This is a genomic window from Uliginosibacterium sp. sgz301328 (assembly GCF_041807905.1).
Classification (GTDB): domain Bacteria; phylum Pseudomonadota; class Gammaproteobacteria; order Burkholderiales; family Rhodocyclaceae; genus JBGVSA01.
The window spans coordinates 137803-151717 of sequence record NZ_JBGVSA010000005.1; the positions used below are offsets into that span (position 1 = coordinate 137803).

Sequence of the window (13915 nt, forward strand, 5' to 3'; positions counted from 1 at the left end):
TATTAGGCGGCCTGCGCGCCGATGTGCTGGCGAAGCTCGCGTGCGCGATATAACGATGTGCTACCGGGCGTCATTGATCCATGTCTAATGGGTCAGGCCGCCACCTTACAACGATCTCAGAAATTGCTATCGTTCAGGTTTATCGGTTTTGCCGTTCGTGATGGGCAAAAACTCTGTCTCTCGGACAATAATTCCCCCTACTTCACACCCAATTCAGGTCGGAGCAATGAACAATAAGTGTCGTATTGCGCTGTTCGGCGAGTGCATGATCGAGATGCGTGGCCAGATGTTCGGCACCATGCAGCAGAACTTTGGTGGCGATACGCTCAATACGGCGGTTTATCTGGCGCGGCTCGGCGCTGACGCGGGCATCGAAGTGTCCTACGCCACGCAGCTCGGTACCGACGCCTACAGCGACGCCATGGTTGCGGCCTGGCAACTCGAAGGCATCGACGTCAGCATGGTGGCGCGCGACGAGGGCAAGATGCCCGGCCTGTACACCATCCAGGTCGACGACGCCGGCGAACGCACTTTCTACTATTGGCGCGACATGAGCGCTGCCAAGGATTACTTCCACGAAGGCCAGGCCAGTGCGCTGGAAGACCGCATCGAGTCTCTCGACGCTTTCTACTACAGCGGTATCAGCCTGGCCGTGCTGCCGCCCGAAGGGCGCGAACGCCTGTTCTCTTTCGTCGATCGCCTGCGCGCGCGCGGTGGCAAGGTGTTCTTCGACAACAACTTCCGCAAGCGCCTGTGGATGGCCGATGCCGACGCGACCAAATGGTACGACCGCGCCTTCGCCACCTCCGACATGGTCATGATCACGCTGGAAGACAACCAGGCCATCTACGACATCGCCGACGAAGAATCCGCACTCGCGCACTGCTACTCGCTGCCGCCCGACGAGGTGGTCATCAAGCGCGGTGTCGATCCGACCATCGTGCGCATTCGTGGCATGGAGCCGATCATCGTGCCAACCTTCAAGGTACCGAAGGTGGTCGACACGACTGGCGCAGGGGATTCCTTTGCCGGTGGCTACCTCGCCGCGCGCCTGCAGGGCCAGCCGCCCGAAACCGCCGCACGCTCGGGCAACAAGATTGCTTCCATCGTCGTTCAGCACCCGGGCGCGATCATCCCGCGCGAAGCAATGCCGGTGTTTTTCTTTTCCTGACAACGCTGTCCTAGCGCATGGCTTTTGTCAGGCTAGGCGGCTAGAATTGGTCGGTTTTTCCGATAGTTGTCGGACTTGTGAGGGCGCCGGGAGCTGGCGCCTTCTGATAACAGGCGCGCCGGGTCCCGGCGCGTACGTTTTGTCGAGGAGAATCTGCTGTGCCGAGCCTGAATCGCCAAACCCTGTCGGCCCTGAACGCCGGCGTCGAAGCCGCTGCCCCCAACGACCTGCCTGTCACGCGCATCCTGCAGATCGGTGACGGCAACTTCCTGCGTGCTTTCGTCGAATGGATGGTCGACGTCACCAACGGCACCGGCAAGTTCAATGGCCGCGTCACGATCGCCAGCCCGTTGCCCGTTGGCTGTACTGACAAGATTACCGCCCAGGAAGGGCTCTACACTGTGCTGCTGCGCGGTGTGCAGCAGGGCAAGCAAGTGACCTCGCGTCGTCTCATCACCTGCGTCGACAAGGCGATGAATCCCTACGCGGAGTGGGACGCCTTCCTGGCTTGCGCGGCCGATCCGAGCCTGCGTTTCGTGGTCTCCAACACCACCGAAGCCGGTATCGCCTACGCTGAAGAAGCGCTCGAATCCGGCAAGTGCCCGAACAACTTCCCGGCCAAGGTCACCGCACTCCTGTACCACCGCTTCGTCCAACTGGGCGGCACCGCCAAGACTGGTCTCGTCTTCCTGCCCTGCGAACTGATCGAAGCCAACGGCACCAACCTGCGCCGCTACGTGCTGCAGCATGCCGCAGCCTGGAACCTGCCGGCGGAATTCGTCCAGTGGGTCGAGCGCGACAACGTCTTCCTGAATACGCTGGTCGATCGCATCGTCCCGGGCTTCCCGGCGGGCGAGGCCGACGCGCTGTATGCCGAACTGGGTTACACCGATCCGCTGATGGTGGCGGCCGAGCCGTTCCACCTGTGGGTGATCGAAGGCCCGCGCGAGCGCCTGCAGGCGCTGTCTGACGAATTCCCGCTGGCCAAGGCTGGCCTGGACGTGGTGTGGACCGACGATCTGCGTCCCTACCGCACCCGCAAGGTTCGTATCCTGAACGGCGCGCATACTGCCAGCGCGCTGGCCGCCTATACGGCCGGCATCGACACCGTCAAGGGCATGATCGACGACGAAGTCGTCTCCAAGTACCTCGACAAGCTGATGTTCGAAGAGATCGTGCCGTTCGTGCCGCTGGCCGACGCCGAGCGCAAGCAATACGCCGCCACCATCATGGAGCGTTTTGCCAACCCGTTCATCCGCCACGAGCTGATCTCGATCGCGCTGAACTCGGTTTCGAAGTGGCAAGTGCGCGTGCTGCCGACGGTGAAGGATTTCGCCGCCGATCGCGGTATCTCGCCGGCTTGCCTGGGCTTTTCGCTGGCTGCGCTGCTGAACTTCTATCACGGCAGCTTCAACGCGGCTGGCGAATACGTCGGCAACCGTGATGGCCAGCCGTACCCGATCAAGGACAACGCCGAAGTGCTGGCCGTGTTGTCCGAAGCCTGGCGCAACTGGCAACCGGGCCAGCCGACGGCGGCGCTGGTCAAGAGCGTTCTGGCCGATGCGCGGCTCTGGGGCGAAGATCTCAACGCCATCAAGGGCCTGACCGACGTGGTCACGCAAGAGCTGGACAACATCAAGGTCAAGGGCGTGAAAACGGCCATGAGAGAGCTGGCTGTCTGACAACTGCAAAAGCCTGTTGCAGGTGCGCCGACGGCGTTGCCGTGCCACATCGGTGGTACTAAGGTGACGTCTTGCGCGCGGCAACAGGCTGCCAGCCGGCGCCGGGCCTCATGGGTCCGGCTCTTGCAAGCGAATACTCCGCCACCATCTGACGAATGATAGGCGTGCGGAGTCTAACAACGTAGCAGGCGCCGTTTCCTTACGGCGAGGAGTCCCCATCATGCAAGCTTCAACCATCGTCCGTCTGCACCCGAACGACGACGTCATCATCGCCACCCAGCAGCTCATGCCGGGCAACCGCATCGACAGCGAAGACCTCGTCGTTCGCGACCTGATTCCCCCCGGTCACAAGATCGCCGCTCATGACATCAAGGCGGGCGACGCCGTGCGTCGTTATAACCAGATCATCGGCTTTGCCAAAGAAGACATCGGCGCGGGCAAGCACGTTCACGTGCAGAACCTGGGGATGGGCGAGTTCGAGCGCGATCTGGCTTTCTGCGCCGACAAGCATGATTCGAGCAAGGTCGCGACGCCGGCCACGTTCATGGGCTATCACCGCCCCAATGGCAAGATCGGCACCCGCAACTACATCGGCGTCATCGCGTCGGTGAATTGTTCCGCCACCGTGGTGCACGCCATCGCCAATCATTTCACGCACGAACGCCTTGCCAACTGGCCGAACGTCGACGGCGTGGTGCCGATGTCGCATCCGCTGGGTTGCGGCGGCGGCGCGGGCGAGGGACTCGAGGTTCTGCGCCGCACCATGCTGGGTTATGCCTCGCACCCGAACTTTGCCGGGGTCCTGTTCGTCGGCCTGGGGTGCGAAGTCAACCAGGTCGGCCCGCTGATCAAGGAACTGAATCAGCACGAACCCGGCATGCTGCATTCGGTCAGCATCCAGGAGCTTGGCGGCACCTCGCACGCCATTCGCCAGGGTATCGAAGCCGTCATCGGCATGCTCGACCACGCCAACAGTTTCACACGCCAACCGGCTCCGTTGTCGGAACTTGTCGTCGGCCTGAACTGCGGTGGTTCGGACGGTTATTCGGGTATCACCGCCAACCCGGCTCTGGGTGGTGCGGTGGACATGCTGGTGGCGCACGGCGGCACGGCGATCTTGTCCGAGACCCCCGAAATCTATGGCGCCGAGCACTTGCTCACCCGCCGCGCCGCATCGCCGGAGGTTGCCCAGAAGCTGGTCGATCGCATCGAGTGGTGGAAGGATTACGTCGAACGCAACAAGGGCCAGATGGATAACAACCCGTCAGTGGGCAACAAGGCGGGCGGGCTCACCACCATCCTCGAAAAATCGCTGGGCGCGGTTGCAAAGGGCGGCACCACCAACCTGAATGCCGTGTACGAGTACGCCGAGCCGGTCACTGCCAAGGGCTTTGTGTACATGGACACGCCGGGGTATGACCCGGTCTCCGCGACGGGGCAGGCCGGCGGCGGCGCGCAGATCATCTGCTTCACGACCGGTCGCGGTTCGGCCTTCGGTTGCGCAGGCGTGCCGACGATCAAGATCGCCACCAACAACATCCTGTGGAACCGCCAGCGCGAAGACATGGATGTGAACACGGGCGACATGCTCGACGGCGTTGCGATGGAGGACATCAGCCAACGCATCTTCGACGCCATCATCCGTTACGCCTCGGGCGAAAAGACTGCCTCCGAGATCGCCGGCTACGGTACCAACGAGTTCCTGCCCTGGCAGATCGGCGCGATCATGTGAGTGGACGGCACCGGCATGCCGCCGGTGCCGAGAGGACCCAAAAGGGCGACGAAGCCAGATGTTTCGTCGCCCTTTTTCGTTCTAGAGCCGGCAGGCCCTGGTGTCCGGATAATCGAAGCGCTTGTACGTGAGCGCGTACTCCACGTGTCCCAGGCGCTCTCCGCAGGAGGGCTGGCCTGCAGCGACTTCCACGATGCGGGTCACGATCTCGTCGGCAACCTCATCCAGCGTTGCGCCGCCGTCGATGATCCTGCCAGCGTCTACGTCCATGTCGTCGGCCATGTTGCGGTAGGTCTCCGGGTTGTTGCAGACCTTGATGACTGGCGCAATGGCCGAGCCGATCACCGAGCCGCGGCCAGTGGTGAACACCACCAGATGGCAGCCAGTGGCGATCAGTTCGATGATCTCGGCTGTGTCGCAAATGTTCGGGTAGCCAAACCGCGGCTCTCCGTCGGGTACGACGTCCATCAGGTATAGGCCCGCTTGCGCCGGATGTTCGGTGGGGAGAAGAACGCCCGCGATCGGGCTGGCTCCCGATTTGGCATAGGCGCCGAGGGATTTCTCTTCCTGCGTGGTGAGTCCGCCCACGGCGTTGCCATCCGAAAAACTGCCCAGGCCCATCGTGCTGTAGTACTGCGACGCCTTGCGCATGGCCGACTCAATGGCGTCGCGCGCGGCGGGTGTCGCCGCCCGCTCCATCATGTGCGATTCGCAGCCGATCAATTCGCCGCTCTCCTCGAACAGACAGGTTGCGCCATGTGCGAGCAGCGTGTCGAAAGCGCGCCCCACCGCCGGATTGCCGGTGATGCCGCTGGTACCGTCGGAGCCGCCGCACACCGTGCCGATGACCAGATCAGCAAGCGTCATGGCCTTGCGCGGCGCGTTCGCAATCTGCTCGTGCATTTCGCCGACCAGGCGCCGCCCTTCCGTGACACTGCCGATCGTGCCGCGATTCTCCTGGATCACGACCGTTGCACAGGGCCGGCCAGAGGCTTCGATCTCGGCTGCCAGCCTGACACGATCGAAGCACTCGCAGCCCAACGACACCAGTACCACGCCACCCACGTTCGGGTGGGTAGCGAGTCCGCGCACCAGTCGATGCGCATAGTCCGAGGGGTAGCACCCGGCGAAGCCGAGGTATTCGACGTCCGCCCCGAATCCCTCGGCGATCTGCCGCGCAACGTGATGCGCGCATTCGACGAGGTAGATGACGGTGATGCGGTTGCGAATGCCCACCCGCCCGTCTTTGCGGAGATAGCCCGAGATCAACCTGTCCGGTGCAATCCTGGGTGCCCCGCGCGGAGGCGTCGTCCGGGCCGGTGCTTCGGCGAGAGGCGTGGGACTGTCAGAGCGTGGCGCGTCGGCCACGCGCTCTGCGGTCGTGGCGGCGCCCGCTCCTTCGAAGTGAAAGCCGGTGATGTAGTCGCTCGCCAGGTTGTGCGAGTGGATGTGCTCGCCTGGCGCGATCGCTGCGCGCGCCGAACCGATGGAGGCGCCGTATTTCACGACCTTGGCCTTCTTCGCGATGGGGCGGATGGCCAGTTTATGGCCCAGGGCAATACTGCTCTGGGCCGTCAGGCGCCCACCCTCGAAGATCACTTCGTCGCCGGCATTCACCGGTTCGACGGCCACTACGCAGTTGTCGGCATCGTTCAACAGCAACGCTCGTTTAGCCATTATGTCGTCCTCAGAAACCGATGAGCGCACCGCCGTCGACCACCAGCACATGGCCGTTGACGAACTTGGCCGCATCTGACGCCAGATAGGTGGCCGCCCAGCCGATATCTTCCGGCGCGCCGAAGCGTTTCATCGGCGTGCGGCCGAGGATTTTGTTCTTGCGTTCGTCGTCGCCCTCGATGGCCTTGCGCAGCATGGGGGTGTCGATCCAGCCGGGGGCGATGCCGTTGACGCGAATGCCGGCACTCGACACCTCGGTGGCCAGCGCCCGGATCATGCCCAGGTACGCCGATTTGGCCGCCGCGTAGCCGGTGACGTTCGGCTGGCCCAAGAAGGACGTCATCGACGCTGTAAACAGAATGCAGCCTTTGCCGCGCTGCTTCATGTGCGGCACCACAGCGCGCGTCAGGCCGAATGCACCCACGACGTGAACGTCCAGCACCGATTCAAAGTCTTCGATGCTCATGTCTTCGATGCGCTTCTTGCAGTGATTGCCGGCGTTGTTGATGAGAATATCCACGCTGCCAGCGTCGCGGATCACTTCGTCTACGAAGCTCTGCGCGTGATGCGGATGGCTCACGTCGAAGGCTTTCCAACTGGCCCGAGGCCCCAGTTCGAGCGCCGCGTCCTGCGCCATCTGGGCGTTGAGGTCTGCCACCACCACGCGGGCGCCGGCGGCAATCATGCATCGGGCCATCGCCAGCCCGAGGCCGCTGCCAGCACCGGTAATGAGGGCGGTCTTGCCGCTGAGTGAAAACGCTGTCAAATCGTTCATGATGGTCTTTCGTGATTACTGGATGTCGATGAGGATCTTGGTGAATGCGCCCGGGTCGGCAGCCCAGTCGACGAACGCCTGCGGCGCCAGCGCCAGGGGGTAATGGGCGGAGACGATCTGCTGCGTCGGGTAGCGCCCCTGTTCGAGCAGGGTCAGCACCGCGCTGAAGTCCGCCGCGGTGGCATTGCGTGAGCCCCGGATGTCGAGTTCCTTCATCACGAACTGGCTGCTGTCGTAGCTGACAGGCTTCTTGGCGTAGCCGACGTATACGACGCGCGCAGCGAAGGCGGCGAGTTTGACGGCTTCGACGAAGGTGGCATCGTTGCCGACGGCTTCGATGACGACCGCGGGGCCGCGTCCCCCATCGATGCTCTGCGCCAATGCGGCGAGGTCTTCCTGTTGGCTGTTGACGAAGCGTGCGGCACCGCATGCCATGGCGATGTCGTGTTTGCGTGCGTCGATGTCGATCGCCACTACGCGGGCCCCCATTGCCGCTGCGCCGGCCATGGCTCCCAGCCCAATGACGCCGCAGCCGAAGACGGCCACCGTCTCGCCCACGTTGATCTGCGCCCGGCGCGCTGCATGCATGCCGACCGCGAGCGGTTCGACCAGCGCCAGTTCGTCGAAGCCCAATTCATTGCACACCAGCGTCTTGTGGGCGGGTACGACCAGGGTTTCGCACATGCCGCCCTGGCGCTGCACGCCGAGCGTCTGGTTGTAGCGGCAGGCATTGGGTCGTCCGCTGCGGCAGGCGCTGCATTCGCCGCATTCCGTGCACGGCAATACCACTACGCGATCGCCGATCCTGCAACGTGTGACGCCATCGCCGACGGCGATGACTTCGCCGCCGATCTCGTGTCCTGGAATCCGCGGGTAGGAAACCAGCGGGTTGTAGCCGCGATAGGTGTTCAGGTCCGAGCCGCACAGGCCGACGCGCATCACGCGCAGCTTTACCTGGCCTGCGGAGACGCCGGTATCTTCGATATCGCAAAGGGCCGCTTCATTGGGCGCCTGGATGGTGACTGCTTTCATGGCGGCCTCCTTACATCACGCCGAAGCGCTCGAAGGCGTCGACGGTGCTCATGCCCTCGCGGATGGCGCGGCGCACGGCGCTTTCGGTGCTGACTTTCTCCAGCGCCAGAGAGATGGCTTCGCGTTCGGCCTCCCGCGGCACGATCAGCACGCCGTCGCGGTCGCCGAAAACGATGTCGCCAGGACGGACACGGATATTGTTGATTTCGATCGGCACCCGGAAATCCACCACCTTGCCGCGCTGCCCTTGGTCCTGCGCATAGGTGCCCAGCGAAAAGGTCGGAAAACCGATCTCTTCGATTTCGGCCGAATCGCGCACGTAACCGTCGGCCACTACGCCAGCAGCCTTGAGATGCATGGCCCGCGTGCTCATCAGGCCGCCCCAGAGGGCGTAGCGTGGCGATGAGCCCGTGGTGATGTAGACCTCGTCCTGTTTGAGGTCGTCCAGCGCGGCGAACATGATGCCGAACGGTTGCGTGGACAGAGGCAAGCGCCCGCTTTCCTCACGCATGGCGAAATAGTCGGCTTCCAGCACCGGCATGGCACGCCCAGCCACTACCATTCGTTTGCACAGTGGCTTGATCTGCGGCTGGAGGAATTGATGCAGCAATCCCATGTTGTCGAGGATGTCGCCGACAACGGCGGTGAAGAGCTGGCCGCGCATCAGGGCGAACAGCTCTTGGTCGTCTTTCCACATGTTTGATGATCCTCTCGAGATAATGTCGCTGTCATTGAAGAAGCGTGCGCCGCGCCCTGGTGCCGATTCGGCGACAGGGCGTGGCGATGGGTTACAGGTAGGGCAGGAAGGTCGACACGGCCGGCACGAAAGTCACCAGCGCGAGCACACACAGCAGCGCCAGCAGCAGCGGTAGCGATTCGCGAACGAATTCACTCACGCGGGTACCGGTGATGGCATTGGCGATGAACATCACCGTGCCCATCGGTGGCGTTAGGCATCCGATGGCCAGATTCAGAATCATGATCAGCCCGAACTGCACGGGGTCGATGCCCAGTGCGCGCACCGTCGGCATGAGCAACGGCACCAGCACGATGATGGCGGCGGTACCTTCGACGAACATTCCCAGAAAGAGCAGGAATACGTTCAGCACGATCAGGAACTGCGCGGGACTGGACGCGAATGAGGTGACGAAGGTCGCCACGTCCTGCGCGACACGTTCCCACGTCAGTACCCAGGCAAAGGCTGAGCAAGCCATGATGATGAGCAGAATGCCGCCAGTGGCGCGCGCCGTCTCGATGAGGGCGAGACGGATGTGGCCCGGTGTCATTTCCTTGAATACGAACATGCCGATGCCGATGACGTAGATCACCGCCACGGCACCCGCCTCGGTCGGCGTGAACATGCCCACGCGAATGCCACCGATGATCACCACGATGAGCACCAGCGCGGCCGAGGCACCCTTGAAGGCTTCCCAGAACTCGGCCCATGTCGGGCCGCTCGTGCGTGCAGGCTTATAGCCGCGGCGACGCGAGATGAATGCGATGGCGATCATCAACGCGATACAGCACAGGATGCCGGGGATCACGCCGGCCAGGAACATCTTGCCGATCGACACGTCGGCGACGAAGCCGTAAATGATCAGTGCGATGCCGGGCGGAATGATGGGCGTGATCAGCGAGCCGGCCGCCGTGACCGCCGCCGAGAATGCGCGCCCATAGCCGAGCTTGGTCATCTCGGGCACCAGCATCTTGCACAGCATTGCGCAGTCGGCGAGGTTGGACGCCGACAGTCCGCCCATCATGGTCGACAGCAGTACGTTGGCCTGCGCCAGACCGCCGCGAAAGTGGCCCATGAGCACTTCGGCCAGACGCAGCATGCGACGCGTAATGCCCGTGTAGTTGAGCAGGTTGCCCAGCAAGATGAAGAACGGAATGGCCAGCAGTGTGGTGTTTTCTGCCGCGCCGATGAAGCGCTGTGCCGCAATTGCCGGCATCGCTTCGGGGCTCAGGAAGAAGTAAGTCAGCACTGCCGCTGTGACCGACAGAAAGACTGGCAGGTTGATGGCGAAGCCTACCAGCAGGACGAGGCAGCAAAGGGATATGAGCATGATCAATGGCCTCCGGGCTGGTCGTTTGTCGCCACGGTGTCCGGATGGAACAGATCGGCGTACAGGTGTATGAGGCTGTACAACGCCATCCAGAAACAGCCGACCGGCATGGCCATATCGATGTACGTGTATGGCAGGCCGAGAATCGGAGTGATCTTGTCGCCGGCGTCCAGCGTCAGCTCCAGACCCAGCCAGCCCAGTGCGATCAGGATCACAGCGCCGAGCACGTCGTTGAAAATGCGTACCGCACGTTGCCCGGCGGGAGGCAGGAGCCCGGTGATGGCGTCGATACTGACGTGGCCTCGCACGCGCATGGCCGAAGCCGCGCCGAGCATGATCATCCACATGAAGAGTGTGACGAGCACCTCTTCCACCCATTGCAGCGGATCGTTCAGGGCATAGCGCATGAATACGGCGATGACGGTGATCGCCACGATGAGCACGGTGACGAGCTTGGCGGCCCAGTCTCCCGCGCTGTCGAGCAGTCTTTTCATGGATATCTTCCGTTCCGAGAGAAGCGTCCCGACAAAAATGCACGTGTCATGCCGTCGGGCGATGGATTCCGGGCGCGGGCAGGCCGACGCCCGGAGGGGCGGAGATGCGGGCCGTCAGTGCGTCTTGAGGTAATCCTGGAGCTTGTCGTACAGACCCGGCGTCCACTCGGGGAACTTGGTGTACGTGCTCTTGGCGGCTTCGCGGAACAGGTTTCGGTCGACCTCGATCACCGTCACGCCTTCTTTCTTCATCTTCTCGATGGTGTCCTTCTCGGCTTCCAGCGTGACGCGGGTCATGAAGTCACCCGCCTGCAGGCAGGTGTCCACCAGTGCTTTCTTGACATCGGCCGGCAGACGTTCGAAGTACTTCTGGCTGATCGTCAGGTTGGTGACGTTGTCCAGGTGGCCGGTGAGGATCAGGTACTTGGCGGGCTCGTGGTGCTTCTGCCCGTACAACACGGGGATGGGATTCTCTGCGCCATCGATGACGCCGGTGGTCAGCGCCGGGTATACCTCGGCCAGCGGCATCGGCGTCGGCGTGGCGCCCATGGCTTTCATCGCTTCGATCTGGATGCGCGCATTGGGCACGCGGATCTTCATGCCCTTGAGGTCGGCCGGCGTACGGACGGGCTTCTTGGTGACCATATGACGCGAGCCGTACAGCCAGTTCGCCGCGATGATGTGAAAGCCCTTCTTGTCCAGTTGCTGCGACATGTCGGCGAACCATGGCGAATTCGACAGCTTGATGACGTCGGTATAGTCCTTGCCGAGATACGGTCCCATCATGATGGCGAAGTCGGGCACGTAGTCGGCGAAGAAAGCGCCGTCGGTCAGCGTGACCATCGCAGCGCCCATCTTCATCTGCTCCATGACGTCCTTCTTCGAACCCAATTGCGAGCTCGGGTAGAGCAGCAACTCGCCTTCGCCCTTTGTCTTGTCCTTGAAGAGCCGGGCCCACTCGTGCATGGCCTTGTCGATGGGCTCACCGGGGTTGTTCTCGTACGCGACCTTGATCGTGTACTTGGGGGCGGCCTCTGCGTTGGGCATCCCGGCGATTGCCAGGGCGCCACCGATGAGACAGGCGATGATCTGCCGGCGACTGAAGAGAATGTTCTGCATAAACGCGTCTCCTACACATTATTTGTTTTGCATGGACTGTCGCAGAGTCTGCGACGGTTCGCAGATGCAAAAGCAAGACGCAGACCACCCGGCTTTTCAGGCGCCGTGCGCGAAAATTCGTACTCTTTTGTTTCAAATCTGAAATACGTGAATTTCAGATCCGTAATATGGAGCGGTCTGTGACTCTCCGAAATGGCTGGCGTCGATCCCTGTGCGATCGGCAACCGGCCGCGTCCGATCATGCAGGCCGTACCCATTCTGTTTGTGGCGCCCACCCCGACAATGGCGCAGATGGTCCGACGCGTGGCGCGTGACCTGGGCATCGAAATCGCCGTAGAGACCGCGAGGGATGAAGATTCTCTCGAGATCATTCAGCGCTATGCCGATAGCATTGAAGTGGTGGTGTCCCGCGGCGGTATCGCGCAGATCATTGCTGGCGTCGTCAGCGACGATGTCAGCGTGATCGAAGTGACGTTGTCGCTCCAGGATTTGCTGGGCATCGTCAGCAGCTTGTCTCAGCAGGGCATTTCACGCATCGGCGTGGTCAGCCGCGCGAATCTGTTCGATGGGCTGACGGGCGACTTCCGCATCGGCGCCACGACCATCGCGTTCCGTGCGTGCGCCGACGAAGCCGGCATCGCGCAAGCCATTGCAGACCTGCGCGAACAGGGTATCGAAGCGGTCATCGGCTGCCGCCAGGCGTATCACTTCGCACTCGAATGCAACATCGCGGCGGTCTTCCTGGAAAGCAACGCCATCTCGATCCGCACGGCCCTCGAAGAGGCGTTGCGCCTGGTTCGCGCCCGCAGGCACGAAAAGCTTCAGGCGGTGCAATTGGGCGCCATCATCGACAACGTGGGCGAGGGCATCCTCGCCATCGACAACGACCGGGAGGTCCGTTTTCACAACAGCGCGGCCCGCCGCATCTTCGCCACCCAGCCCGGATTTGATGCGATCACAAGAATGCTGGGGCAAGGCGTCGGCGAACAGATCGCCACGATCCAGGACAACAGCTACGTCGTACGCATCATCCCGCTCGAAGTCGCGGGAGAGCGGCGGGGCGAAGTGATCACCCTGCAGGCGGTGAGCCAGATACAGGCGTCGGAAACGCGTATCCGTATCTCTGCACACCGACGCGGCCTGCGCGCCAAGGCGTCATTCGATGACATCGTCGGTTGTTCCGACGCGCTCGCGGCGACCATCCAGAAGGCGAAGACCTATGCCGCCTACGATGCGAATCTGCTCATTCACGGCGAGACCGGCACGGGCAAGGAGATCTTTGCGCAGAGCGTGCATAACCACAGCCCGCGCAGGGAAGGCCCGTTCGTGTCCGTCAATACGGCGTCGATTCCTGCGTCATTGCTCGAAAGCGAACTCTTTGGCTACGCCGAAGGCGCATTCACCGGGGCGCGCAAGGGTGGCAAGCCCGGGCTCTTTGAATTGGCGCACGGCGGTACCTTGTTCCTGGACGAAATCGGCGAGTTGGCGCCCGAGATCCAGAGTCGCCTGCTGCGCGTGCTGCAAGAAAAGGAAATCATGCGCATCGGCGACGACAAGATCGTGCCCGTCGACGTGCGCATCATCTGCGCGACACACCGTGATCTGTTCGAGCAAGTGCGCAAAGGGCTCTTTCGGGAGGACCTGTACTACCGGATCCACGTACTGAGCCTGCACCTGCCGCCATTGCGCGAGCGGCGCGACGACATCGTCCCGCTGTTCCTGCACTTTCTGAGCGGCTTCCCGGGCGTCGATGCGAAGGGCTGTTCGCTTGAGCGCGAGGCACGCGATCTGCTGCACGGTTACGCGTGGCCGGGCAATGTCCGGCAATTGCATAACGTGGCCGAAGTGCTGGCCTACTTCAAACTGGCGCGCATCGAAGCCCGGCATATCGTCGAAGTGCTGGACCAGCAGTCGGGCGCGCTCGGGCCTGATTCCCGGCTGACCATCCCTGACACCGGCACGCTCAAGCAAATGGAAGGGCATATCATTCGTGGATTGCTGGCCCGCCATTCTCAAGACGAGGTGTGCCGGCGTCTGGGGGTCAGCCGCGTGACCTTGTGGCGCAAACTCAAGGCGCAGGCGGACGCAGACGCATGAATCGGCGCGGCGTCTCTGAATTTCAGTTGTCTGAGCTTCGTCAGAATTATTACCTTCCAATAAGCCACAT

General features: G+C 62.5%; 11 protein-coding genes. 4 read left to right on the top strand and 7 right to left on the bottom strand.

The annotated features are described in order from the left end of the window. Nucleotides 1-226: 226 nt before the first annotated feature. The 3 genes from ACDA63_RS05670 (at nucleotide 227) to ACDA63_RS05680 (ending at nucleotide 4585) form a co-directional block, all read left to right on the top strand. Nucleotides 227-1171, top strand: coding sequence for a sugar kinase (locus tag ACDA63_RS05670; protein WP_373662236.1), 945 nt, complete (start codon nucleotides 227-229; stop codon nucleotides 1169-1171). A 158-nt stretch (nucleotides 1172-1329) separates the two neighbouring features. Next, complete coding sequence (locus ACDA63_RS05675) at nucleotides 1330-2853, top strand: tagaturonate reductase (RefSeq protein ID WP_373662237.1); 1524 nt, start codon at nucleotides 1330-1332, stop codon at nucleotides 2851-2853. A gap of 220 nt (nucleotides 2854-3073) precedes the next feature. Further along, nucleotides 3074-4585 (top strand): UxaA family hydrolase, encoded by a 1512-nt coding sequence (locus ACDA63_RS05680; protein WP_373662238.1) that lies wholly within the window; start codon nucleotides 3074-3076, stop codon nucleotides 4583-4585. 81 nt (nucleotides 4586-4666) lie between these two features. On the opposite strand, the gene ACDA63_RS05685 is transcribed toward ACDA63_RS05680, so the two are convergent. From ACDA63_RS05685 to ACDA63_RS05715, 7 genes are all read right to left on the bottom strand, one after another. Beyond that, complete coding sequence (locus tag ACDA63_RS05685) at nucleotides 4667-6262, bottom strand: UxaA family hydrolase (RefSeq protein WP_373662239.1); 1596 nt, start codon at nucleotides 6260-6262, stop codon at nucleotides 4667-4669. A 10-nt stretch (nucleotides 6263-6272) separates the two neighbouring features. Then, entirely contained in the window at nucleotides 6273-7037 is a 765-nt protein-coding gene (locus tag ACDA63_RS05690) for an SDR family NAD(P)-dependent oxidoreductase (RefSeq protein ID WP_373662240.1), read from the bottom strand. 15 nt (nucleotides 7038-7052) lie between these two features. Further along, nucleotides 7053-8069 carry a zinc-binding alcohol dehydrogenase family protein gene (locus ACDA63_RS05695; protein WP_373662241.1) on the bottom strand — a complete coding sequence of 339 codons (1017 nt, stop codon included), beginning with the start codon at nucleotides 8067-8069 and terminating at the stop codon, nucleotides 7053-7055. Nucleotides 8070-8079: 10 nt separating this feature from the next. After that, nucleotides 8080-8766: an RraA family protein gene (locus ACDA63_RS05700; protein WP_373662242.1), complete on the bottom strand. Its 687-nt coding sequence runs from the start codon at nucleotides 8764-8766 to the stop codon at nucleotides 8080-8082. 91 nt (nucleotides 8767-8857) lie between these two features. Then, nucleotides 8858-10135, bottom strand: coding sequence for a TRAP transporter large permease (locus tag ACDA63_RS05705; protein WP_373662243.1), 1278 nt, complete (start codon nucleotides 10133-10135; stop codon nucleotides 8858-8860). Nucleotides 10136-10137: 2 nt separating this feature from the next. Further along, complete coding sequence (locus ACDA63_RS05710; RefSeq protein ID WP_373662244.1) at nucleotides 10138-10629, bottom strand: TRAP transporter small permease; 492 nt, start codon at nucleotides 10627-10629, stop codon at nucleotides 10138-10140. A gap of 114 nt (nucleotides 10630-10743) precedes the next feature. After that, complete coding sequence (locus ACDA63_RS05715) at nucleotides 10744-11748, bottom strand: C4-dicarboxylate TRAP transporter substrate-binding protein (RefSeq protein ID WP_373662245.1); 1005 nt, start codon at nucleotides 11746-11748, stop codon at nucleotides 10744-10746. 192 nt (nucleotides 11749-11940) lie between these two features. Between ACDA63_RS05715 and ACDA63_RS05720 the strand changes: the two genes are divergently transcribed. Next, nucleotides 11941-13845: a sigma 54-interacting transcriptional regulator gene (locus tag ACDA63_RS05720; protein ID WP_373662246.1), complete on the top strand. Its 1905-nt coding sequence runs from the start codon at nucleotides 11941-11943 to the stop codon at nucleotides 13843-13845. Nucleotides 13846-13915: the final 70 nt, after the last annotated feature.